The 20,543-nt window shown below is 69.7% G+C and carries 27 protein-coding genes; 8 read left to right on the forward strand and 19 right to left on the reverse strand.

Going from position 1 to position 20,543, the window contains the following annotated elements:
• Positions 1–105: 105 nt before the first annotated feature.
• Complete coding sequence (locus ACIG5E_RS03120) at positions 106–582, reverse strand: carboxymuconolactone decarboxylase family protein (RefSeq protein WP_396531132.1); 477 nt, start codon at positions 580–582, stop codon at positions 106–108.
• 379 nt (positions 583–961) lie between these two features.
• Between ACIG5E_RS03120 and ACIG5E_RS03125 the strand changes: the two genes are divergently transcribed.
• Positions 962–1,342, forward strand: coding sequence for a peptidoglycan-binding protein (locus ACIG5E_RS03125; RefSeq protein ID WP_396531133.1), 381 nt, complete (start codon positions 962–964; stop codon positions 1,340–1,342).
• Between the two features lie 73 nt (positions 1,343–1,415).
• Here ACIG5E_RS03125 and ACIG5E_RS03130 read toward each other — a convergent pair whose 3' ends face one another.
• Positions 1,416–2,333 (reverse strand): DUF2690 domain-containing protein, encoded by a 918-nt coding sequence (locus ACIG5E_RS03130; protein ID WP_396531134.1) that lies wholly within the window; start codon positions 2,331–2,333, stop codon positions 1,416–1,418.
• A gap of 118 nt (positions 2,334–2,451) precedes the next feature.
• On the reverse strand, positions 2,452–3,339 hold the full coding sequence (gene sigJ / locus ACIG5E_RS03135; protein ID WP_396531135.1) for an RNA polymerase sigma factor SigJ: 888 nt from the start codon (positions 3,337–3,339) through the stop codon (positions 2,452–2,454).
• Positions 3,340–3,479: 140 nt separating this feature from the next.
• Here sigJ and ACIG5E_RS03140 point away from each other — a divergent pair, with 140 nt between their 5' ends.
• Complete coding sequence (locus ACIG5E_RS03140; RefSeq protein ID WP_396531136.1) at positions 3,480–4,538, forward strand: nuclear transport factor 2 family protein; 1,059 nt, start codon at positions 3,480–3,482, stop codon at positions 4,536–4,538.
• Positions 4,539–4,544: 6 nt separating this feature from the next.
• Here ACIG5E_RS03140 and ACIG5E_RS03145 read toward each other — a convergent pair whose 3' ends face one another.
• Positions 4,545–5,279 carry a helix-turn-helix domain-containing protein gene (locus ACIG5E_RS03145; RefSeq protein WP_396531137.1) on the reverse strand — a complete coding sequence of 245 codons (735 nt, stop codon included), beginning with the start codon at positions 5,277–5,279 and terminating at the stop codon, positions 4,545–4,547.
• A gap of 310 nt (positions 5,280–5,589) precedes the next feature.
• Here ACIG5E_RS03145 and ACIG5E_RS03150 point away from each other — a divergent pair, with 310 nt between their 5' ends.
• Positions 5,590–6,429, forward strand: coding sequence for an alpha/beta fold hydrolase (locus ACIG5E_RS03150; RefSeq protein WP_396531138.1), 840 nt, complete (start codon positions 5,590–5,592; stop codon positions 6,427–6,429).
• Positions 6,430–6,433: 4 nt separating this feature from the next.
• Positions 6,434–7,204: a MerR family transcriptional regulator gene (locus ACIG5E_RS03155; RefSeq protein ID WP_396531139.1), complete on the forward strand. Its 771-nt coding sequence runs from the start codon at positions 6,434–6,436 to the stop codon at positions 7,202–7,204.
• A gap of 345 nt (positions 7,205–7,549) precedes the next feature.
• Here ACIG5E_RS03155 and ACIG5E_RS03160 read toward each other — a convergent pair whose 3' ends face one another.
• Complete coding sequence (locus ACIG5E_RS03160) at positions 7,550–8,128, reverse strand: TetR/AcrR family transcriptional regulator (RefSeq protein ID WP_396531140.1); 579 nt, start codon at positions 8,126–8,128, stop codon at positions 7,550–7,552.
• Between the two features lie 90 nt (positions 8,129–8,218).
• Here ACIG5E_RS03160 and ACIG5E_RS03165 point away from each other — a divergent pair, with 90 nt between their 5' ends.
• Positions 8,219–8,665, forward strand: a complete 447-nt coding sequence (locus tag ACIG5E_RS03165; RefSeq protein ID WP_396531142.1) for an anthrone oxygenase family protein — start codon at positions 8,219–8,221, stop codon at positions 8,663–8,665.
• 71 nt (positions 8,666–8,736) lie between these two features.
• Here ACIG5E_RS03165 and ACIG5E_RS03170 read toward each other — a convergent pair whose 3' ends face one another.
• The 11 genes from ACIG5E_RS03170 to ACIG5E_RS03220 form a co-directional block, all read right to left on the reverse strand.
• Positions 8,737–9,159 (reverse strand): hypothetical protein, encoded by a 423-nt coding sequence (locus ACIG5E_RS03170; protein WP_396531143.1) that lies wholly within the window; start codon positions 9,157–9,159, stop codon positions 8,737–8,739.
• Positions 9,160–9,260: 101 nt separating this feature from the next.
• Positions 9,261–10,382, reverse strand: coding sequence for a hypothetical protein (locus tag ACIG5E_RS03175; protein WP_396531144.1), 1,122 nt, complete (start codon positions 10,380–10,382; stop codon positions 9,261–9,263).
• 40 nt (positions 10,383–10,422) lie between these two features.
• Positions 10,423–11,493: a hypothetical protein gene (locus tag ACIG5E_RS03180; protein ID WP_396531145.1), complete on the reverse strand. Its 1,071-nt coding sequence runs from the start codon at positions 11,491–11,493 to the stop codon at positions 10,423–10,425.
• Between the two features lie 161 nt (positions 11,494–11,654).
• On the reverse strand, positions 11,655–12,299 hold the full coding sequence (locus ACIG5E_RS03185; RefSeq protein WP_396531445.1) for a LysE family translocator: 645 nt from the start codon (positions 12,297–12,299) through the stop codon (positions 11,655–11,657).
• Positions 12,300–12,517: 218 nt separating this feature from the next.
• The gene (locus ACIG5E_RS03190; RefSeq protein WP_396531146.1) at positions 12,518–13,606 is read right to left on the reverse strand and encodes a protein-L-isoaspartate O-methyltransferase; all 1,089 of its coding nucleotides are present in this window, start codon (positions 13,604–13,606) and stop codon (positions 12,518–12,520) included.
• An 8-nt stretch (positions 13,607–13,614) separates the two neighbouring features.
• Positions 13,615–13,767: a hypothetical protein gene (locus ACIG5E_RS03195; protein WP_396531148.1), complete on the reverse strand. Its 153-nt coding sequence runs from the start codon at positions 13,765–13,767 to the stop codon at positions 13,615–13,617.
• A 136-nt stretch (positions 13,768–13,903) separates the two neighbouring features.
• Entirely contained in the window at positions 13,904–14,743 is an 840-nt protein-coding gene (locus tag ACIG5E_RS03200) for a helix-turn-helix domain-containing protein (RefSeq protein WP_396531149.1), read from the reverse strand.
• Complete coding sequence (locus ACIG5E_RS03205) at positions 14,727–15,254, reverse strand: DUF6879 family protein (RefSeq protein ID WP_396531150.1); 528 nt, start codon at positions 15,252–15,254, stop codon at positions 14,727–14,729. The genes ACIG5E_RS03200 and ACIG5E_RS03205 overlap by 17 nt, the downstream gene beginning before the upstream one ends.
• The gene (locus ACIG5E_RS03210; protein WP_396531151.1) at positions 15,238–15,450 is read right to left on the reverse strand and encodes a hypothetical protein; all 213 of its coding nucleotides are present in this window, start codon (positions 15,448–15,450) and stop codon (positions 15,238–15,240) included. Before ACIG5E_RS03210 ends, ACIG5E_RS03205 begins: the two co-directional genes overlap by 17 nt.
• Positions 15,451–15,814: 364 nt before the next feature.
• Complete coding sequence (locus tag ACIG5E_RS03215; protein ID WP_396531152.1) at positions 15,815–16,015, reverse strand: DUF397 domain-containing protein; 201 nt, start codon at positions 16,013–16,015, stop codon at positions 15,815–15,817.
• Positions 16,008–16,871, reverse strand: coding sequence for a helix-turn-helix domain-containing protein (locus tag ACIG5E_RS03220; protein WP_396531153.1), 864 nt, complete (start codon positions 16,869–16,871; stop codon positions 16,008–16,010). The genes ACIG5E_RS03215 and ACIG5E_RS03220 overlap by 8 nt, the downstream gene beginning before the upstream one ends.
• Positions 16,872–17,150: 279 nt before the next feature.
• Here ACIG5E_RS03220 and ACIG5E_RS03225 point away from each other — a divergent pair, with 279 nt between their 5' ends.
• Genes ACIG5E_RS03225 through ACIG5E_RS03235 form a run of 3 tightly spaced genes read left to right on the forward strand, consistent with a single transcriptional unit; the run spans position 17,151 to position 17,883 of the window.
• Entirely contained in the window at positions 17,151–17,516 is a 366-nt protein-coding gene (locus tag ACIG5E_RS03225; protein ID WP_396531154.1) for an ATP-binding protein, read from the forward strand.
• Positions 17,513–17,764, forward strand: a complete 252-nt coding sequence (locus ACIG5E_RS03230) for a hypothetical protein (RefSeq protein ID WP_396531156.1) — start codon at positions 17,513–17,515, stop codon at positions 17,762–17,764. The genes ACIG5E_RS03225 and ACIG5E_RS03230 overlap by 4 nt, the downstream gene beginning before the upstream one ends.
• Entirely contained in the window at positions 17,752–17,883 is a 132-nt protein-coding gene (locus ACIG5E_RS03235; RefSeq protein WP_396531157.1) for a hypothetical protein, read from the forward strand. The genes ACIG5E_RS03230 and ACIG5E_RS03235 overlap by 13 nt, the downstream gene beginning before the upstream one ends.
• Positions 17,884–17,945: 62 nt before the next feature.
• Here the strand turns inward: ACIG5E_RS03235 and ACIG5E_RS03240 are convergent, their stop codons facing one another.
• The 3 genes from ACIG5E_RS03240 to ACIG5E_RS03250 are packed head-to-tail and all read right to left on the reverse strand — an operon-like array spanning position 17,946 to position 20,543.
• A complete protein-coding gene (locus ACIG5E_RS03240; protein ID WP_396531158.1) occupies positions 17,946–18,515 on the reverse strand; it encodes a hypothetical protein in 570 nt (189 codons plus the stop codon).
• 13 nt (positions 18,516–18,528) lie between these two features.
• The gene (locus tag ACIG5E_RS03245; protein ID WP_396531160.1) at positions 18,529–19,749 is read right to left on the reverse strand and encodes an ABC transporter permease; all 1,221 of its coding nucleotides are present in this window, start codon (positions 19,747–19,749) and stop codon (positions 18,529–18,531) included.
• The gene (locus ACIG5E_RS03250) at positions 19,746–20,543 is read right to left on the reverse strand and encodes an ABC transporter ATP-binding protein (RefSeq protein ID WP_396531161.1); all 798 of its coding nucleotides are present in this window, start codon (positions 20,541–20,543) and stop codon (positions 19,746–19,748) included. Before ACIG5E_RS03250 ends, ACIG5E_RS03245 begins: the two co-directional genes overlap by 4 nt.

The following is a 20,543-nucleotide window of genomic DNA, read 5'->3' on the forward strand; positions in this document are numbered from 1 at the left end:
ACAAGCCCCCAGGGGTGGGGCTCGGTGGTGTGCGCACGGGTGTGCGGGAACGTCGAACGGCCGGGGAGCGCGCTCCCCGGCCGCGTCGTCCCGCCGCTCCGACGGTCAGTGCTGGGCGAACTGGCCCGGCCGGTAGTCGCCGGCGGGCTGGCGGATCATGACGTTGCCGCGGTTGAAGGCGTTGATCAGCGCGATGACGCAGACCAGCGCCGCGAGCTGCTCCTCGTCATAGTGCATCGCCGCGTTCGCCCACGCCTCGTCCGTCACCCCGCCGCCGTCGGCCAGCCGGCTGCCCTGCTCGGCCAGCTCCAGGGCGGCCCGCTCGGCGTCGGTGAAGACGGTGGCCTCGCGCCAGGCCGCCACGAGGTTCAGCCGGGTCGCCTCCTCCCCCGCGTGCACGGCGTCCTTGAAGTGCATGTCGACGCAGTACCCGCAGCCGTTGATCTGGCTGGCCCGCAGCCGCACCAGCTCCTGGGTCGCGTACGGCAGCGTCGAGTCCGCGATCGGCTGGTGCGCGGCGATGAGGTGCTTGAAGACCTTGCCCATGACGGGGCTGGCGAAGGCGTTCAGACGGGCTTCCATGGTGTGCTCCCTCGGGTCGCTGCTCGGTTGTGCTCTCTGAGACAAGGTGGCCGGGCGGGCTGTGACAGCCGCGGACGTGACCCGCGTCACTCGTTCCATGGTCCGGGCTTCTCCGGGTCGCGCACCGCCGGATGTGGGTGATCCGGCCCCGGCGATGGTCCCCGCTCCGGGGACGTACGGAGAATCCGCATCTCCGGGCGTTCCCCTCCGGACCAGCCCGTGGGACTTTCCCCGGGCCGTCCCCACCCTCGTCCCAGCCCTGTGGGACCGCCCCGGACGGCGGCAGAGTTGCCGTCGTCCGGGGCGCTCGTCTCCGGACGCCGACCGCCGCACGCCACGCCGTCAGGAGGGCGTGCGGCACATCAGGGAGGGAAGCGTCATGCGCAAGAACCGCATCGTGCTCAGCCTCGCGGGAGCCGGCCTCGTGCTGGCCTCGGCCATCGGGACGGCCGGCAGCGCCGCCGCCACGACCGCGACGCCGGACCAGGCCAGCTCCTCGTGCAACTACACCAACTCCGAGCCGACCCTCAGCCGGGGCTCCAGCGGTACCGCGGTGAAACAGCTGCAGTGCGAGCTGAACCTGTCGCTCAGCCCCAGCAGCCACACCCCGCTGAACATCGACGGCAGCTTCGGGCCGGCCACCCAGACCGCCGTCTACCAGTTCCAGGGCTGTGCGGGCCTCTCGACGGACGGCATCGTCGGGCCGAACACCTGGGGCTCGCTGGACTACTGGTACCAGTCCCCGAACTACGTGTGCTGACGCGTAGCTGAGTGATGCCCGGGTGGGGCGGCGGCGCGACAGACGGGGGCCGCCCCCTGCCCGGGCTCGGGGCTCAGCGCTCCGGGCCCGCCGGTGTGGCGGTGGCCGGGCCGGTGGGCGGTGGGCTGAGCAGACTCGGCGCCACCGGCGCGCTCGCGGGGTCGGTGATCACCTGGGTGCACCCCCGGCCCGCCGGCTGCTCCCCGCACACCTGCAGACCACTGTCGGAGGCGGAGGCGTCGACCATCGGCGAGTACGCGTCGTAACCCCAGTGCACCAGGGCGGTCTGATGGCCGCCCCGGGCCGTGGTGATCGAGGCCGAGTCGCCGGGAGTGGCGTCGGTGAGCTTGGCCCAGGCGGCCCGGCAGTGGGCGCTGTAGCGGATCTGGATGGTCACCCGCTGGATGTTGGCGGTGGTCAGCGTGACGGCGTCGGCGCCGCAGCCGCTGGCCTGCGGGTCCAGCCCGGTACAGGAGATCCCCAGACAGCCGCCTGCCGTCGTACCGGTGGCGGTCGCGGTCGTCGGAGCGGCGGAGGCCTCGGCGCGCTTCGACGGCCGGCCGGACCACAACACGGCCACCACCACCGCGGCCAGCACCACGATGACCGTCAACCCTACGGCTGCGTAGCGGAGTTGCCGCCGCCGGGGCGAACCCCCCACCGCCGCGCCACCGAGGTCGCCCCCGCCCTCGGCCTCGCCCTCGATCTCGCCCCCGCCGGCCTCGGCGTTCCCCGGCACCACCGCGCGGAAGACCGGCAGCACCGACTCCACGTCCGTACCCGAAACCTCGGCCAGTCGACGCAACGCCTGCTCGGTCACGACGCGTTCGCCGTTGAACCACCGTTGCCACGACGACTTGCTGTGGTGCGTCCGCTCCGCGAGCTCGACCAGACTGAGCCCACTGCGGTCCTTCATCCCCCTGAGCGCCTCGACGAGCTCCCGCTCCGCCGCGGACAACCCCTCAGGTAGGCGTCTCCAACGACCGGCCATGCGCCCCCCAATGCGCCACGAGCCTTGCCTATCACATCAGTTGATCGTCCTCGCCGCTTCAGCGTACATGTCCCGGACAACCCCGTCCCGGCTTTCGTCCGGCCCGCCCCGCCCTGCCTCACGCCTGCCACGGGCGGAGCTTCTCCGGGTTGCGCACCGCCCAGATGTGGGTGATCCGTTCCCCGGCGATCCGGAAGGCGATCACGGTGTCGGTGACGCCGTCCTGCTGGACGACCAGACCGGGCAGGCCGCTGACGGTGCACTCCCGCAGCTCCCGGCCGCCGACGAGCCGGGCGGAGTCGGCGTACGCGCGGGCGATCCACTCGCTGCCGGTGAGCGGTTCCAGCAGGGCGCCGACCAGTCCGCCGCCGTCGGCGATCACGGTGGCCTCGGGGTCGAGGAGGTCCATCAGCGATCTGACGTCCTTCGCCTCCCAGGCCCGCTTGAACTCCCGGACGATACCGGCCTGCACGCCCGTCGGCGTCGCCGGGGCCTGCGCCGCCCGGATCCGGCGGCGGGCGGAGGAGGCCAGCTGGCGGCAGGCCGCCGCCGAGCGGCCGACGACCGCGGCCACCTCGCCGAACGGGTACTGGAAGACGTCGTGGAGGATGAACGCCACGCGTTCGGCCGGGGTCATCGATTCGAGGACGACGAGGAAGGCCATGTTGACCGACTCGTCGAGGGTGATCCGGTCCGCCGGGTCCGCGGCCGCGCCGTCGGTCCCCTCCCGGTGTTCGGGCAGCGGCTCGGGGAGCCACTCGCCCACGTAGCGCTCCCGCCGAGCCCGGGCGGAACCCAGCTGGTTGAGGCAGATCCGGCTGGCGACCGTGGTCAGCCAGCCGCCGGGCGAGACGACGGCGTCCCGCTGCCGCGGGGGCATCGCGTACCAGCGGGCGTAGGTCTCCTGCACGACGTCCTCGGCGTCGGCGAGGGAGCCGAGCAGCCGGTACGCCACGTTGATCAGCCTGCGCCGCTCGCTCATGACCACGCTCAGGTCGTCGTCCATCTGCCCGCCTCCGGTTCGTCTTCTCCTCCTTACGACAGGACAGCGGGCCGGATTGTGACGTCCGGGCGCGACGCCTCACATTCCGGCGCCTTGTTCTGTCGTAACGGGCAGACGGAACAGAACGATGGGGAGGAACCACCGTGAACGACTTCCAGGCGATCGCCGACCGGGTCGAGATCCAGGCCCTGCAGGCCGAGTTCACCGATGCGGTGATGATGCGCGACGGAGCCCGCCTCGCCGCCCTGTTCACCCCGGACGGCGTGCTGCGGATGCCCAACGTCCCGATCGAGCTGGTCGGGCCGGAGCAGATCCACGCCGGACGGGCGAAGCTCCAGGAGCAGTGGGACTTCTTCGTGCAGAACACCCACCCCGGCATGATCCGGATCGACGGCGACACCGCGACCGGCCGCGCCCACATGCACGAGATCGTCCGGCTGCTGGACGGCCGGGAGGGGCTCAACTACGCGATCTACCACGACCGTTACCGGCGGACGGCGGAGGGCTGGCGGTTCGCCGAGCGGGTCTACGAGGTCCGGTACGTCGACACCAGCCCGCTGGGCGGCTCGGCACCGCGGGATGCGGAGGACCGCACCGCCTTCACCGCCCCGGCGGACGCGGAGCGGCTGGAGCGGACGGCCGCCGCACTGGCGGCGCGGGGCTTCACCGTCGAACTCCTCGACGACGCCGCCGCCGCGCGCGCCCGCGTCCGGGAGCTGATCCCGGCGGACGCCACCGTGTTCACCGCGGCCAGCGAGACGCTCCGGCTGTCCGGCATCGACGAGGACCTCAACTCCGACAGCCGATACCGGTCCGTCAAGTCCGTTGTCATGGCGATGGACCGGACCACCGAGGCCGACCGGATCCGGCGCCTGCTCGCCACCCCGGACGTCGCCGTGGGCAGCGTCGCCGCCCTCACCGAGACCGGCTCCCTGGTGATCGCCTCGGGCAGCGGCAGCCAGCTGCCCGGCAACGCCGGTGGCGCCGGCGAGGCGATCTGGGTCGTCGGCGCCCAGAAGGTGGTCCCCGATCTGCCCACGGCCCTGCGGCGGTTGGAGGAGTACGTCCTCCCCCTGGAGGACACCCGCTCCCGGGCCGCCTACGGCCAGCCGAGCGCCGTCAACCAGCTCCTGGTGCTCAACGCGCCGACCCGCTTCGCCCGGGGCACCGTGCTGTTGCTGCGCGAGGCCATCGGGTACTGACGCGTCTCAGGCGTCGGCGTCCGATGGCCCCTCGGGCTTCGTGTGGAGCACCTCGCGGCCCTGCTCGGCGGCACGCGCGATGGCCTCGGAGATGAAGTCGAGGAAGCGGGCGATGTTCTCCAGCCGGGCACCGGCCGGGGTGCCGGCCCCGAGGACGCCGACGCCCTGGCGGGTGGTGCCGACGAGCTGGGCGGTGGTCTGGGCGCTGACCACCATCGACCGGTACCAGATGTCGTCGTCCACGAAGTAGCGCTCGCGGCGGCGTTCGTCGCGCTCCCGGGTCACCATGCCCTGGCTCTCCAGGAACGCGATCGACTTGGAGATGGTCGCCGGGCTGACCTGGAGGCGCTCGACGAGTTCGGCGGCGGTGAGGCTGCCCGCGTCGGTGATGTAGAGGCAGGCCAGCACCCGCGCCATCATCTTGGGCATGCCCGACTGCATCATGACGGTGGTGAACAGCTCCTCGAACGCGCGCACCGCCTCGGCGTCGCGGCCGTGCGGCTGCGGGGTGGCGTTCGGGCTCTGGGGCGCGGACTGTCGGCGACGTTGGGCCCGGTGTCCGGTGGCGCGTTGGGCGAGGTCGGCGCGGTAGCCGGTGGGGCCGCCGTTGCGCATCACCTCGCGGGTGACGGTCGAGGTCGGCCGGTCGAGGCGCCTGGCGATCTCCGCGTAGGCGAGGCCGTCGGCCAGCCCCAGCGCGATCTGCTGGCGTTCCTGCTGGGTGAGTCTGCCGCCCGGCATCGCGGCCTCCTTCGTGCTCCGTGGTCGGTCCCTCTTCCTACAAGATAACGTTCACCCCCAATCCATTGCAACGCCTCGGGTCGCCATCGTTGCATTCTTCGCGAGGTCGTTGCAATCATTTCTAGCCATCTACCTGCATAACTGAGCTTTTATCGCAAAACATTCATTGCCAGATTATTGAACGCAACGTAGCTTTTCCGCCACGAGAAAGCGGCGGGCCGCAGCGGCCCGCCGCCGGAGAACCGACCTCCGGAAACGACACCGGGATCGGGGTTGACCTTGACCCAAGGTCAACGCTCACGCTGAAGGCATGAAGACGAACGCGAACGGACGACAGAACAGCACCCGCCCCGCCTGGACCGGCATGCTGCCGGTGGAGGACACCGCCCTGGCGGTCACCGACACCGGGGGCGACGGCCGCCCGGTGCTCTACCTCAACGGCTCCTACTGCACCCAGAAGGACTGGCGCCGCGTCATCGCCCAACTCGGCGACGGCTACCGCCACATCACCTTCGACGAGCGCGCCCGCGGCAAGTCCGCGAAGTCCGCCGACTACACCTTCGAGGCCTGCCTGCGCGACATCGACGCCGTCCTCGCCGCCACCGGCGCCCGCAACCCGATCATCGTCGGCTGGTCCTACGGCGCGGCCCTCGCCCTGCACTGGTCCACCCGCAACCCCGACCGCCTGGCCGGCGCCGTCATGGTCGACGGCGGCTACCCCTGGGACTACCTCGCCACCGTCGAAGGCGGCCGCGAGGCCGGCAAGGAGCAGATCCGCAAGCTGTTCAAGCGGTTCGGCCCGCTGATGCCGCTGGTCCGCCCGCTCGGCATGGCCGCCCGGATGTCCGCCGCCGAGCACGCCGAGATCAACATCGAGCTCAACGAGATCGTCGCCGACAGCGACCCCGCCTTCGACCTCGTCACCTTCCCGATGCGCTTCCTCGTCGCCACCGGCGCCAGCCTCGGCGGCACCGACGAAGGCCTCACCGCGATGCGCGCCACCCTCGACCCGATCCTCGCCCGCAACCCCTCCGTCCAGGTCAGCGCCACCGTCCCCAGCAAGCACACCACCATCGTCCGCAAGGACTTCCGCGCCATCGCCACCGCCGTCCGGGAGGTTGCCGCCCTCCGGCACGGGCTGGTCAACTGACGCCATGACAGACGGAGTAACGATCAGCCAGGCCGCGGCCTTCGCCGGCGTCACCGTGAAGACCATCCGGCACTACCACAAGAACGGCCTGGTCGAGGAGCCCGCGCGCGACCACTCCGGCTACCGCCGCTACGGCAGTCCCGAACTGCTGCGGCTGGTCCAGGTGCGGACCCTGGCCGGGGCGGGCGTGCCGCTCGCCGAGATCGTCCCCATCCTCGACGCCGGCCCCGAAGACTTCGCCACCGCCCTCGTCGACGTCGAGGAGAACCTCACCGCCAAGATCGACGAGCTGATCGCCCGGCGCGAGACCCTGCGCCAACTCGCCACCGGGGACCGGGTCCTGCTGCCCGCCCGGGCCTGCGCCCTGCTCGACCGGATGCCCGGACTCGGCTTCGACGCGGACGACGTGAAGACCGCCAACGAGGGCCTGGTCCTGGTCCGGGCCCTGATGCCGGAGGGCTTCGACGAGTACCTCGCCCAGATCGAGCACGGCCTGGAGGACCCCCGGCACGTCGCCGTCATCAAGCTCACCTGGAGCGCCGGGAAGTGGGCCCCGGACGACCCCAGGATCGAGGAACTCGCCGAGGAGGTCGCCAACCACTTCATCGCCGACCCCTCCCTGCTGCCCACCCTGGGCGGCCTCCAGACCCGCCAGGACGGCGACACCCGCCACGAACTCCTCACCCACCACGGCGAGGACGAGCGGCCCGGCTGGGCCCGACTGACCGCGTTGATCGAGCAGAAGCTGCGCGCCGCGGGCGTCGACGTCCCGTAGTGCCCGGATCCGCTACCCGCCGGCGGTGAGCAGCTTGCGGAGGTGCTCCGCCGCCCGCCACCGGACCCGGTGGTGTACGTACGGGCGGGGACGCGCCGGCCTCCCCGCAGCCGCCGTCCCGCGACTGAGCTGCGTGCAGAACGTGCCCGGCAGGACCAGCCCGATGGGACATTCCCCGGCGGGTGGGGTGGGTCCAGGCCCACTCCCTCTGCTGGCCTTGACCCACTCCGCCGCCGCTGGATACTTCCCGCACCGGATCCGGGGTCGCTGAGTCCCGGTCCGCCGACTCGGCGGACCGGCACCGTCACAGCACCGGGGCGGGCGCCGGGCCGCCGGGGCGGTGCGTCAGACGACGGCGAGCCGGTCCACCAGCAGCTCCACCCTGCGCTCGGCGTACTCCGACGGGAGCCGTCCCGCCCGGGTCAGGGTGGCCAGTCCGTGCAGGGCCGCCCAGAACGTCTCGGTGAACACCCCCGGGTGGATGCCGTCGCCGGCGACCTCGCCGAGGCTCTCCATCAGGGCGGCGAAGGCGTCCTTCAGGGGTTCCGGGGTGTCCTCGTGCGCGAACGCCAGGCCGCCGTCGAGCTGGAACAGGGCGTCGTAGACCGCCGGGTTGCGGGCGGCGAAGTCGAGGTAGGTGCGGGCGAGGGCGGTGACCCGGGCGCGGGGGCCGTCCGCGGCGGAGGTCGCGGCCCGCAGCGCCGCGGCCATCTCGGTGGCGCCTTCGAGGGCGACGGCGCCGATGATCTCGCGCTTGCCGCTGAAGTGGCTGTAGAGGACGGGCTGGCTGTATTCGATGCGCTCGGCGAGGCGGCGGGTGGTGACCGCGTCCCAGCCCTGCTGCTCGGCGAGTTCGCGGGCCGTCGCCACGATGAGGCGTTCGCGCTCCGCCCGTTCACGCTGCTTGCGTTCTTGTACCGACATGATTCGATCCTAGCACCGCTAGACAACAGAGCGGTAGCAGTACTAGTGTTGCCTCATCAGCTAGCAACGCTAGATGCCAGGAGGGTCACCATGCTCAACGCACTAGAGGTCTTCACCACCGTGGTCGTCGGCGTGATGGTGGGGGTGGAGTTCTCCGTCGCCTTCGTCATGAATCGGATCTTCAACGCACTCCCCGAGGACAGCGGCCAACTCGCCCGCGCCCACGGGGGCCGGATGCTCGGCGCCCTGATGCCGTTCTGGTACATCGGCTCGCTCGTCCTGAGCGCGATCTGGGCCGTCACCGGATGGCACCACCACGGCGCCGGCCTGGTCGTCATCGCCGGCGCACTGCTGATCGTCAGTGTGCTCATGTCGGTCCTGCTGCTCGTCCCGATCAACAACCGGAGCAAGACGTGGACCCCCGAGAACCGGCCCGCCGACTGGAAGGAGCAGTCGAACCGCTGGGACCGCTACCACTACGCCCGCGTCGCCGTCATCATCGCCGCCTTCGCCTTCCTGGTCGCCGCCCTCGCCTGAGCCCGCGAACCGACACCACTCCGGTGGCGCACGATCCCCGCTCCCCGAGCGGCCGCGCAAGGGGCTGGTGGTCACTGCTTGGGGAAGGCGGCGGTGAGGGCCTTGGTGCGGGTGAGGGCGGCGATGGGGAGCAGGGCGAGGGCGGAGAGGCCCTGGAGGACGGCGTACCAGGCCGGGCAGATGCCGGGGATCAGGTCGACGGCGATGACGGCGATCGGCATCACGGTGGAGAGGGTCCGGATGCGGTCGAAGGCCTGGTGGGAGCCCTCGGCGGCACGGGTGGTCAGGCGGAGGAGCACCGGTGCGAGGGCGGGGAAGATGACGCCGCGGATCCACATGAACGGGGTGGTCTCGTGGCCGGCCGAGGCCATCACGGCGACGGTCGCGAGAGTGGTCACACCGATGACGGCGAAGAGCGCGATGCACTTCTTCGCCGTGGCAAAGGCCTCGTGGATGCGGGAGTCGTCCAGGTTCGCCGTCGCGGTGATCGCCATGATTCCGTCCTCCGTGTTCGTGGTGAGAACGAATCTACGGAGGCGCTGATCGGCTCGACACCGGTCTGGCCCCACACCTGGGGTGGGGCCAGACCCACCCCCTAACGCCCGTTGCCCGCCCCGTGGCGGGTGTCCAGGCAGAGCGCCCACACATCGGTGTAGGTGGCCGGCGAGGGCGAGCCGCCGACGTGGACCGAGGCCGTCCAGGAGGCCGGCTCGGTGGATCCGTCGGCGGCCGGGGTGCCGTCGGCGTCGCCGGGGTAGCTGCCGGTGAGGTGGGTGCCCCCGGAGCCGGCCTTGCTGAAGTCGGTGGTGGTCACGTTGCCGCCGCTGGCTGCCGCGCCCCCGCTGACCAGGTGCCATTCGTTGGGCCGGCGCCAATCGCCGGGGGTGTCGCAGCCGACGGTCGCCGTCTGATGGGTGCCGGCCACCGTCGGGCCGCTGAGTTCGCTGAACCGCACCTTGGTGGTGATGCCCTTGACGTGGTCTCCCGCGCCGCTGCAGATCGCGTAGGCGTAGGTCGTGTTGCCGGCGTCGCGGCCGCCGCCGATGCCGCCGACGGCCGTCCAGGAGTCGGGGTCGGTCTCCCCGTCGGCGGCGGCCTTCTTGCCGAAGTCGTGGGCGGCATCGGCGAAGGTGGGGAAGCTGGCGATGGGCTTGAGGCTGCCGACGCTCGCCGGGGTGGTGCGGGCGCCGCCGCCGATCAGCAGGGTGCCGGTCGGGCAGGTGGCGGTGACGAGCTTCGCGGTCTGCGACACCGTCGGGCCGGCGATCTTGTTCATGACGACCTGGGTGTGCCGGACCCGGTTGCTGGACAGGCACAGCGCGTACGGCGTGGTGGAGAAGTCGGGGCTGTAGTTGCTGCCGCTGCCGCCGAAGGCGAGCCAGTGGGTGACGTCCTGGCCGACGACCCCGGGCGTGCCGGTGAACTCGCTCAGGTCGTCCGCGCCGGGGGCCACGCCCATCACGTGGTTGCCGTTGCCGGCCCGGTCGTCCCCGGTGGTCTGGGTGATCCCGCCGCCGGAGACCAGCCCGTCCGCGCAGTCGGCGTGCGAGGAGACGCCGGTGAACGGGGTCCCGGGGCCGATGGTGGCGCCGGGGGAGGTGACGGTCACGCTCGCGGTGTCCGCGTACGCGAGGTGCGGTACGGCCAGGGCCAGCAGCGCGCCCGGGATCGCGGCCTTCGCCAGCGTGGCCGCCCGCAGGGGCCTCTTCGTGGTCATCGATTTCATGCCTTTCTGGGGACGTGCTCCGGGCAGCGGCTCAGACACCGTCGTTGGCGCACAGCGCCCAGGCGTCGGAGTGGGTGCCGGTCGAGGCCATGCCGCCGGTGTGGGTGTAGGCGGTCCAGGAGGCCGCGCTGGTGGTGCCGTTGCCCACCGGGTTGCCGGAGGAGTCGCTGGGGTAGCTGCCGTTGAGGTGGTCGCCGGCCGAGCCCGGGCCGGTGAAGTCGGTGCTGGTGACGCCGCCCCCGCTGATCGCGGCGCCGCCGCTGACCAGCGTCCCGTCGCCGCTGCCGCAACTGGCGGTGGTGGTCTGGCCGGTGCCGCCGGTGGTCGGGCCGCTCGCCTCGGTGAAGCGGACCTTCACGGTGACGCCGCTGACGTTGATGCCGCTGCCGCTGCAGATCGCGTACGCGTAGGTCTCGTTGGAGGCGTTGGTGCTGTTGTCCCAGCCGACCGCGCTCCAGGAGTCGGGGTTGGTGTCGCCGTCGGCGGCGGCCTTCTTCCCGAAGTCGTGCGCGGAGTCGTTGAAGGTGGGGAAGCTCGCGATCGCCTTCAGGTTGCCGGTGTTGGCCGGGGCGACGAGCGCGCCGCCGCCGAGCAGGACGCTGCCGGACGGACAGCTCGCGGTGACCAGGCCGACGGTCGCCGCGGTGGTGGGCGTGTTGGCCTTGTTCATGACGACCTGGGTGTGGTTGATCAGGTTGCTGGTCAGGCACATCGCGTAAGGGGTGGTGGAGAACGCGGAGTTGAGCTGGCCGCCGCTGCCGCCCTTGGCGATCCAGTAGGTGAGGTCGGTGCCGACGACGCCGGTGGTGCCGGTGTACTCGGTGGTCCCGTCCGAACTGGGCTCGGTGCCCAGCACGTGGTTGCCGTTCGAGCCGGTGCCCGTACCGGTGGCCTGGTTGATGCCGCCCGCCGAGACCAGGCCGCTGCCGCACTGGGCGCTGGTGGAGATCGAGGAGTCGATGGCGGTGGGGCCGAGGGTGGCACCGGGGGTTCGTACGGTGACGGCTGCGGTGTTGGCGTACGCCGTGCCCGGCGCCGCCAGGGTGAGCAGGGCGCCGATGAGCAGGGCTTTCCCTGCAAGGGTGGTTGTGCGCTGTTCCATGCCGGTTCCTCCGTGTCGGGTTGCGCGAGGCGGTCCGAATTGAAGCAACGGGCAGAGCGTAGGGACTACTGGAATGGAGTGCAGGGCGAACCGCGCAGAACTGGTGAATCAACCAGCGGCGCGGCCCGGGCCGGAGTGCTATTGATCGTTGTGGACAGAGGTCAAGCCCGCGCGCGGGCGGGTACCTCCCGGACGAGGGCGATCGCGGCGGTACCAAGAAGGCTCCCGGTAACTCGGCGTTGCCACTTGGCCCAGGCCGGGCGGCGCTTGAGCAGGCCGGCGATCGATCCGGCCGCGAGCACGATCAGCCCGTTCACGGTGAGGCCCACGGCGATCTGCACGGTCCCGAGCGCGAACCCCTGGGCCGTGGTGTGGCCGCGAGTGGGATCGATGAACTGCGGGATGAGCGCGAGGTAGAGGATGGCGACCTTCGGGTTGAGCAGGTTGGTGATCAGCCCCATCCGCAGCAGCTTCCAGTGCGAGTCGCGCTGGAGGTTGCGGGGCTCGAACAACCCGCGGCCTCCCGGCCGCAGTGTCTGCCAGGCCAGAAAGGCGAGGTAGGCCGCGCCGACAGCTTTGAGGCCGATGTACAGCCACGGGACGGCGACGAAGACCACCGCCAACCCCAGGTTGGCCAGAGTCATGTAGACGAGGAAGCCCACGGCGGTCCCGACCAGCGAGACGAGCCCGGCGGCGCGGCCCTGGCTGATGCTCCGGGACACCAGGTACACCATGTTCGGGCCTGGCGTCAGTGCCATTCCCAGTTCGACCAGGGCCATTCCGCCGGCTGCCGCCGCTGAGATCATCACACTCCCCACCCTGTCAGACGCGGCACGCGAGGCATCACGCGGTATCCAGTCGGCGGCGCACGCTCACGGCGGCAGGGCATGCTCACGGCGGCCGGCGGCCTCTTGCGGGGAGCAAGAGGCCGCCGGAACGCAGAGAAGTGCTCGATACAGGAAGTCGGACGGGCCGACTTCCTGCTCAAGGGGCTGAGGTGCATCGGCGACCGGGCCGGCCTGGGTCAGGACAGGACGTTTTCGGGCACGTCCAGCCATGGATGGTGTTCGCTGGACGCGGTCACGGTCATGCCGAGCCGGGTGAGGTCGGGCTTGCCGCTGCGGACCCACCAGCCGTGCGCCGCCGTCACTTCGTCCCACAGGCCTCGTGGGCCCGACTGCGACACGGCGTGCTGCCCCTCCCAGTCGGCGAGGCGGCAATGGGCGTAGGACACGCCGTCCCAGACCTCGATGCGGCCGGTGCCGAACCGGTCGTAGCCGGCCCACACGTCCTGGCGGAACAGGTCCGGGATCCGCAGCCCAATCGCGAAGGCCGCGTGGGTCTGCTCGGCCACGTCGGCCGGGTCGATCCGCGACGCGCTGCGCCGGACGTCCTCGATGTCGAAGTCACCGCTGTCGGGGTGCTGGTCACGCACCCACATGAACGACACGTCCTCGACGAACGGGCCACTCGCCGACTGCCCGTCCTCGGCCACCGTGAGGCGCAGCAACGCGCCGTTGCAGAACGGCGTGCCGTAGGGCACCAGGATGACCCCGCCAGGGACCGTCTGTTCGATGATCGACGACGGCAGCCGCTGGACGGCCGCCGTGAAGTGCACCCGGTCGAACGGGGCGCCCTCAGGATGCCCGAGCGTGCCGTCACCAGCAAGGACCGTGGGCCGGAGCCCTGCAGCATTCAGTCGGCACCGCGCCTGGCTCGCGAGGTCGGGGTCCAGCTCGATGCTGGTCACGTTCTCGGCGCCGATCTGGCGGGAGAGCAGGCCCGCCGTCCATCCGGTGCCGGTGCCCACTTCCAGGACGCGCATGCCCTCGGCCACGTCCAGGCGCCGAAGCATCTGCGCGACCACGGTGGGCATGGAGCTGGACGACGACGGGGTTTCGGTCCTGTCGTAGACCTGCGTCACAAGGGCCTGGTCGGCGGTGACCAACTCGGCCCAGCGGTCGGGCTGTTCGGTGCGGTCGATCCACTCGCCCTCGTACCGGATCCGGTCCGGGGTGAACAGGTCGCGCGGGGTGCTCCGGAACGTCTTCTCCCAATCGGCCGACAGCGCTCCGGACTTCCGGAGCGCGTCGGTCAGCTTGCCCCACGTCATGACTTCCCTTACGACTTGGACGGCTTGGGCAGGTTGGTGGGCGGTGCGTCCCGCTGGCCGTCGTGCGGCGCGGTGTCCGGCTTGCCCGAGTGGCCGCCTCCCTTGCCACCACCGGCCTTGCCGGGCCCGTCGTTACCCGGTCCTCCACCGTGCTTTCCCATGTGCGTTACCTCCTGCGGACGAACTCCGGTGATGGGCTCAAGCGCACTGCACCACAAGCGAGTTGTGTGAACCGGGAGCAGATTACGAGGATTCCGGGCAGCTGCTCAACGATATTCCCGATATTGACTAAAGATCTCAGGACCTCCCTCGATAGCGGGCCGCCCACTCGCGCAGCTTGATCCTGGCGCCATCGCCGAACAGGGCGCGATCTTCGAACACTGCGAAAATCTCATGATAGTGCATAACGTCCCGTGGATCCCGAAATACCATGCGCCCCGTGAACGACTCCATGGTGACAAGGCGATCGTCGTACATCGTAAACGTGTTCATCGGGCCACGGGCGAGAGGCGTTCCGTACGGGATCACGCCGATTCGAACTGCCGGGAGATGGGAAAGTGAGGCGAGATGATCTATTTGGATAGCCATTGCCGAGGGAGGAATCAGTGCCCAGTTCACCGCCTGCTCGGTGAGCAGGAATGTGAATGACTTCGATTCGTCGTAGAGCACTGCCTGGCGCTCCAACTTGCGGATGGTGACGGACGCCTTATCGCCTGGAGAATGATTCAGGCTCGCCCGGATATACTCAGGCGTCGCCAGCAGGCCGGTGATCATTGCCGGCAAGAAATACCGCAGTTCTGTCGCGTCCGCTTCCAGCGACACCAACTCGGCCTGACGTCTCTCGATGCCCCGCCGCCAGGAAGCGCGTTTGTCCTGCCATTCGGTATTTGCGATCCGCGCCAGCGCGGAAACTTCCTGGAGGACGGCGGCCGGCACGCCAAGCGCCCGGAGAATGCGCTCCACGTCAACCAGGCCAGGTATGATCCGACCGGTTTCGATCTTGCTGATCTTGCTTTGGGATATGCCGCAACGCGCCGAAAGCCGGTCTCCCGTGAGACCGGCTTCCAGGCGAAGCCTTCTGAGCATTTCCGCCAGATCCGATTTCGATCGGTCCAGCTGATCAGGATCGAGCGTCACCGTGTTCTTTCAGGAATTCAACGAACGGAACGGAGTGGGCGAGTGCAATCCTCTTCCACGCCTCATACTGACCCATTTCTCCCGTGACCAGCTCGCGGTTGATCTGAGTGCCGTCGGGGCGGAAGTTCAACTGGACCGCCGACGAGCCGTCGAACAACCACCAGTCCTGGTTCGGAAGTCCGAAATCCTGCTCGGTAGCGTCCAGGATTCGAATGTCCTCACCTGCCGCAATGTTCCCGGGAATTCCCCACGCGAACTGGTACCTCTGGTAGTCCGTCAGGGGCCTGCGCACCACCCGGACCCGCCCGATCGAGCGTCCCGCAGCGAGGAAGCCTCGCACCCGCTGGTGCCAGGCCGCGTTGTGATCGACCGGCTTCGGCTCCCCGCGCAGGAAGCGAGAGAGGCTCTCGGTCTCCTTGGGCATCGTGTAGGTGGGCTGGACTTCAAGCCGGAAGGCTTCACGCTGGTAGCCGTCGAAATGGGCCCGCCACTGCTCACCATCCAAGAGCACGGAAGGCCTCCTCCAGGATGTGCCGGGGGATCTCAACGGCGGACTCGCCCGCGGGCACCTTCAGGGCCGCGAAGTGCTCGCCCTGGACCACGAAGGTCTCGCGATCGGTGGCGTACACGTTGGGGCAGTCGTCGTCGTCACAGGTCGGTCCGTTGAACTTTCCGGTGAGCCGTGTCAATTGCGGTCGCGCAGCCACGCGGACCCCTCTCAGATCGGTTACTTCCCAGCCGTCGCCGACGACGCTAGGGCGGACGACGATCCCTGTCCACGGCACACCACGCGTATTCCCGACCTGGAATTAAGGATCTTGCCCAGTGATCGAACTCCTGAGTGGCGGACGGATGTCGAATCGAGGCTCCGACCCGCACAAGAGCCAAGGCCAGCGGCGGCCCTTGCGAGCCGCCAGGGGCCGCCGGCGTGGAAGCGGGTTGGCGCGGGGTGGTTTGCTGCTTGGGGAAGGCAGTGGCCAGGGCGGAGGTGCGGGTGGGGATGACGATGGAGAGGGGGTCAGAGCCGTCGGCGGCCTCTTGCGGGGAGCAAGAGGCCGCCGGAACGATTCGCTAGGAGTTGGGGATCAGGCGGTCGAACTCGCCTGCCTTGGCGCCTTGGAGGAACTTGGCGAACTTGAGGGTCGTGGTGCGGACGATGACGTCGCCCTCGTCGGACTCGCGGAGTTCGATCAGCCCATCGACGGTACGGACTTCGACACAGTCAGAGTTGGATCCTGAGTAACTGGACTTCTGCCAAGCAGAGTTAGACATACTTGCTTTCCATGTCTTTCTTGATGGATTGAATGAAATCGCGCGACTCGTCTACCGAGAGGGCAGCCGAATCGATCTGGGCAAGCAGCGACCGGAATCGAGCAGTGTGGGCTGGCGCATCGAAGAGAAAGTTTCCGACGCCCGAGTCTGCCTGGACTGTGTCGAGCTCCTGAACCGGCCCTTCAACGTATGTGAAGTTCTCGTTGTTGAGCGGGATCATGTCGACGTCGAACAGGACAACTCGAACAGAGATGTTGGGCTGCTCAGAGGCCGCGATGAGGGCGCCAAGTTGTTCGGCCTGAACCTTGGCTCCGCTGAACTGCATGCGCAACGCCGCCTCATGGATGTACGCAGAGTACGGCAAGTCACCGGACCGAAGGATGTGCTGCCGCCGCAAGCGGAAGGCCGTCCTCAGGTCGATCGCATGCGGCGGCAGCGGCGGATAAGACCGACCGAACACGGCCGAGGTGTAGGCGTCGGTCTGGAGCAGCCCAGGGATGAATGCCATCGTGTAGAGCGAGATTCCTCGGGCGCGACTTTCAATTTCAGCAACCTCAAGGAAGTCTTCTGAGAGAATCCCACGATATTCTTCCCACCAACCCCCTTTGTCGTTGTCCGTGACAGTGTCCGCCAGGGCGTCGATCAAGGGCTCATTGGCGCACATGCAAGCTGCCGCGATCTCGCGCAGGCGTTCCACGCTGACGGCCGACTTCCCGTTCTCCATCTGAGTCACCAGGGCGGGCGTCACCCCGAGCAGACGAGCGAGGTGGCTGCCGCCGAAGCCGGCCTGTTCGCGCATCCTTCGCAGCTCGGCACCGAGCCGACGCTGACGAAGGGTCGGGATCCGGTTAGCCATGGCGTCCTCTCTGCGGGTACAGGCGCCAGTGTGCCGCGTCGTGCGCGGGGGGCGCCACCGGGCCCCCATACACGATCGAGGGAACATTCTCGCATCCATCTTAACTTTAAGGATAGATGCGCTATCGTCGTTCACAGCTCGATCAGACGGATCGTCAGCAATGCCTTCATTCCTGGCAGTAGGCGCCTGCTGCCTGCACGCGTACGCCGAAGAGCAACCATCACCTGGCCTGGCTCACGGCATCCCCTCTCCCCACACCACAGCCTCCCGGAGGTTCCCGTGTGCATCCGCAACACCCCCTCGCTCGCTCTCTCCCGCCAGGCCCTGCGGGACGCCATGACCCGCAGCGGCGGCTGGGACGCCGACGCCATCTTCAACGCCGAACTCGCCCTCTGCGAGCTGATCTCCAACGCCTGGCGGCACGGCCGCACCCCCGCGCCCGTCGTCTGGTTCTCCATCCTCGACCAGACCCTCCGGGTCACCGTCTCCGACGAGAGCGACGCCCTCCCGCAGCCCCGAACGTCCTCCGGCCTCGCCGAAACCGGCCGGGGCCTCCAGCTGGTCGAGGGCCTCACCCACCGCTGGGGCGTCGACCCGCAGAAGCGCGGCAAGAGCACCTGGTACGAGCTGGACTCCGACTCGTGACCCGCGACCTCATCGCGCCCGACGACCCTCGGATGCGGGACTACACCGAGCCCCAAATCACCACCCTCCTCGGCGAGTTGCACCGGCGCGGCCTGCCGCACGGTCTCCTCTGGGGCTCCGCCGCTCCCGGCGAGACGACCCTCGACGGCCGCATCCTGATCGACTTCGGCAACGCGCCGGTCAGCACTCTGCTCAACCTCCTCCACCTGCTCCGCGACCTGGAGCGCGACGAGGCGTGGCACCGGTGAAGTTCTTCGTCGGCGTCATCCTCGTCGCCCTCCTCGCTCTTGCGATCGCCACCGTCGCCCTCGGCGTCCTCGGCGTCCTCGCCACCCTCAAAATGCCGCGCCCCGACGACGGCGACTGAACACGCGGAGGCCCTCGCCTGGGAAGGCGAGGGCCTCGCGGGTGTCCGATGACTGCAGGGAGTCAGCCTCCGGACGGGTTCCGGTTTCCACCTCCGAAGCCACCGCCGCCGAAGCCGCCGGTTGCGGCGCCCTCGACGAGTTGGCTGGCGTTGTACCCGCCACTGGAATCCGGCGTTCCGACCACGGTCACGGTCTGCCCGGGCTGGAGGTCGGAGACCTTGCCCTCCTTGTTCAGCTGCACCTTGGTGGAGTCAGCCGTCGTGATCTTCACCGTGTTGCCGTTGGCGTCGGTCAGGTACACCGTGTTCCCGTCGACGGCCTTGACCGTGCCACGCGTAAAGCCGCCCTGGCCCTGACCCTGCCCCTGCCCGCCCCGCCGTCCGGCGCCCTGGCCGTACCCACCCGCCGGAGCGGCAGCAGCCGCCCGGGGCGAGGAGGACTTGCCGCTCGAAGTGCCGTTCCCCTGCTGGTACCAGACCCCGCCCGCGAACGCCCCCGTGGCGATCACGCCGCCCGCGAGGACCAGCGACAGCCACGGCAGCTTCCGCCTCGGCGGAGCCGCCAGCTCCGCGCTCACGTCCCGCGCGTCCGGCGGCGTGGCGAGCAGCGCCACCTGTTCGTCGTGCTCCATCGAAGAAGTGCTCCTACTCGTGCCGGAGGGCGTCGATCGGCCGCAGGGAGGCGGCCCGGTTGGCGGGGTAGCTGCCGAAGAACAGTCCGATGGCGACGGCGATGCCGAACGCTCCGAGCACCGATTCGGGGATCACCACCGGTTTGATGCCGACGATGCTGAAGTGCGAGCCGATGATCCCGGCCGCCACTCCCAAGCCCGCGCCGATGACCGACAGCAACGTGGACTCGGTCAGGAACTGCCCCAGGATCACTGCGCGTGGGGCACCGAGCGCCTTGCGGATACCGATCTCCCGCGTCCGCTCCGTGACCGTCACCAGCATGATGTTGGTGATCCCGATCCCGCCGACCAGCAGCGAGATCGCCGCGACCGCGCCGAGCAGCACGGTGAAGGTCTTCGTCGTGCTCTCCCTCGCCGTGAGCAGGGAAGCCTGGTTGGTGATCCGGAAGTCGGCCTTCGTCGGGTCGGCGATCGCGTGGGCGCCGAGCAGCACCCGGGTGATCTCCGACTGCGCCGCCGTGGTCGTGTCCGCGGAGGACGCCTGCACCAGGATCTGGTTGACCGCCCCGAAGCCCGTGAAGGCGTTCTGCACGGTCGGCAGCGGTGCGATCACCACGTCGTCGGGATCGGTGAACCCGCTGCCGCCCTTGGCCTGCAGCACGCCCACCACCGTGAACGGCGTCCCGCCGAGCACGATCTTCTTCCCGACCGGATCCTCGGTGTCGAACAGCTGCTTGGCCGTCGTGGCGCCGAGCACCGCGACCTTGCGCGAACCGAGCACGTCGTCGTCGGTGAAGTACTCGCCGTGCGCGACCTTCTGGTTGGCGGTCTCGAAGTACGCCGGGTACGTCCCCACGACCGAGCCCGGGCTGTACGAGACGTTCCCGTACAGCGCCGTCGCGCTGGTGGTCACCACCGGCGCCACGGACTTGATCGCCGACGAGCCAGAGGGGTCCGCGTCGCTCGCCAGCGCCTTGGCGTCCGCCACCGTCAGCTTCTTCACCGAGGAGACGGACCGCGAGCCGCCGGCCGCCGAACCGGAGCTGACCGTCAGCGAGTTGGTGCCCAGCGAGGTGATCGAGTCCTTCACCGCCACCGACGACCCGTTGCCCACCGCGAGCAGCAGGATCACCGAGGCCACACCGATCAGCACCCCCAGCATGGTGAGGGCCGAACGCACCTTGTTGGCCGCGAGCCCACCCACCGCGAAGCGGAGCGTCTGCCAGAGGATCATGCCGGGACCCCCAGGAGCGCGGGCGGCAGCCCGTCGGCGGCCGCCTGCCGGACGTCGCTGACGATCTGCCCGTCGACCAGCCGCAGCACCCGCTTGGCGTGCCGGGCGACTTCGTCCTCGTGGGTGATCAGCACGACGGTGCGGCCGGTGGCGTTGAGCCCGTCGATCAGGCCCAGCACCTCCTCCGTGGAGCGGCTGTCCAGGTTCCCCGTGGGTTCGTCCGCGAGCAGCATGGCGGGCGCCGTGACCAGCGCCCGGGCCACCGCGACGCGCTGCTGCTGGCCGCCGGAGAGCTGGTTGGGCTTGTGACCGGCCCGCTCACCGAGGCCCACCAGCGACAGCGCGGCCATCGCCCGCCGCCGGCGCTCGGCGGACCGGACGCCCGCGTAGGCGAGCGGCAGCTCGACCTGGGCGAGGGCGGTGGTGCGCGGGACCAGGTTGAAGGACTGGAAGACGAAGCCGATCTTGCGGTTGCGGACGAGGGCGAGCTGCTGCTCGTCCAGGTGGCCGACGTCGGTGCCGTCCAGCAGGTAGCGGCCGGAGGTGGGGACGTCGAGGCAGCCGAGGATGTTCATCAGAGTGGACTTGCCGGAGCCCGAACTGCCCATCACGGCAACGTAGTCGCCCTGCTCGATGTCCAGGTCGACGCCGGCCGGCTCGTCCGTCCCGGGCAAGGATGGGCCGCGCAGGGCGTGCACGGTGGCGTCGCCGTGCCCGTACGACTTGGTGAGCCGGCGGATCCGGATCACCGGTGCGGGGTGCGCGGGGACGCGGTTGTCGATGACGTGCTGCAT

Origin of the sequence: Kitasatospora sp. NPDC053057, from assembly GCF_044546945.1 — a bacterium.
Taxonomy (GTDB): Bacteria; Actinomycetota; Actinomycetes; order Streptomycetales; family Streptomycetaceae; genus Kitasatospora.

Bases quoted from the DNA above. Each gene is read 5' to 3' on its own strand.
- ACIG5E_RS03180 (WP_396531145.1), bottom strand. From the start codon at position 11,493: ATGGAACAGCGCACAACCACCCTTGCAGGGAAAGCCCTGCTCATCGGC.
- ACIG5E_RS03250 (WP_396531161.1), bottom strand. From the start codon at position 20,543: ATGCAGCACGTCATCGACAACCGCGTCCCCGCGCACCCCGCACCGGTG.
- ACIG5E_RS03245 (WP_396531160.1), bottom strand. From the start codon at position 19,749: ATGATCCTCTGGCAGACGCTCCGCTTCGCGGTGGGTGGGCTCGCGGCC.
- ACIG5E_RS03220 (WP_396531153.1), bottom strand. From the start codon at position 16,871: ATGGCTAACCGGATCCCGACCCTTCGTCAGCGTCGGCTCGGTGCCGAG.
- ACIG5E_RS03175 (WP_396531144.1), bottom strand. From the start codon at position 10,382: ATGACCACGAAGAGGCCCCTGCGGGCGGCCACGCTGGCGAAGGCCGCG.
- ACIG5E_RS03190 (WP_396531146.1), bottom strand. From the start codon at position 13,606: ATGACGTGGGGCAAGCTGACCGACGCGCTCCGGAAGTCCGGAGCGCTG.
- ACIG5E_RS03125 (WP_396531133.1), top strand. From the start codon at position 962: ATGCGCAAGAACCGCATCGTGCTCAGCCTCGCGGGAGCCGGCCTCGTG.
- ACIG5E_RS03195 (WP_396531148.1), bottom strand. From the start codon at position 13,767: ATGGGAAAGCACGGTGGAGGACCGGGTAACGACGGGCCCGGCAAGGCC.
- ACIG5E_RS03165 (WP_396531142.1), top strand. From the start codon at position 8,219: ATGCTCAACGCACTAGAGGTCTTCACCACCGTGGTCGTCGGCGTGATG.
- ACIG5E_RS03155 (WP_396531139.1), top strand. From the start codon at position 6,434: ATGACAGACGGAGTAACGATCAGCCAGGCCGCGGCCTTCGCCGGCGTC.
- ACIG5E_RS03120 (WP_396531132.1), bottom strand. From the start codon at position 582: ATGGAAGCCCGTCTGAACGCCTTCGCCAGCCCCGTCATGGGCAAGGTC.
- ACIG5E_RS03160 (WP_396531140.1), bottom strand. From the start codon at position 8,128: ATGTCGGTACAAGAACGCAAGCAGCGTGAACGGGCGGAGCGCGAACGC.
- ACIG5E_RS03240 (WP_396531158.1), bottom strand. From the start codon at position 18,515: ATGGAGCACGACGAACAGGTGGCGCTGCTCGCCACGCCGCCGGACGCG.
- ACIG5E_RS03130 (WP_396531134.1), bottom strand. From the start codon at position 2,333: ATGGCCGGTCGTTGGAGACGCCTACCTGAGGGGTTGTCCGCGGCGGAG.
- ACIG5E_RS03215 (WP_396531152.1), bottom strand. From the start codon at position 16,015: ATGTCTAACTCTGCTTGGCAGAAGTCCAGTTACTCAGGATCCAACTCT.
- ACIG5E_RS03145 (WP_396531137.1), bottom strand. From the start codon at position 5,279: ATGCCGGGCGGCAGACTCACCCAGCAGGAACGCCAGCAGATCGCGCTG.
- sigJ (WP_396531135.1), bottom strand. From the start codon at position 3,339: ATGGACGACGACCTGAGCGTGGTCATGAGCGAGCGGCGCAGGCTGATC.
- ACIG5E_RS03170 (WP_396531143.1), bottom strand. From the start codon at position 9,159: ATGGCGATCACCGCGACGGCGAACCTGGACGACTCCCGCATCCACGAG.
- ACIG5E_RS03150 (WP_396531138.1), top strand. From the start codon at position 5,590: ATGAAGACGAACGCGAACGGACGACAGAACAGCACCCGCCCCGCCTGG.
- ACIG5E_RS03185 (WP_396531445.1), bottom strand. From the start codon at position 12,299: ATGATCTCAGCGGCGGCAGCCGGCGGAATGGCCCTGGTCGAACTGGGA.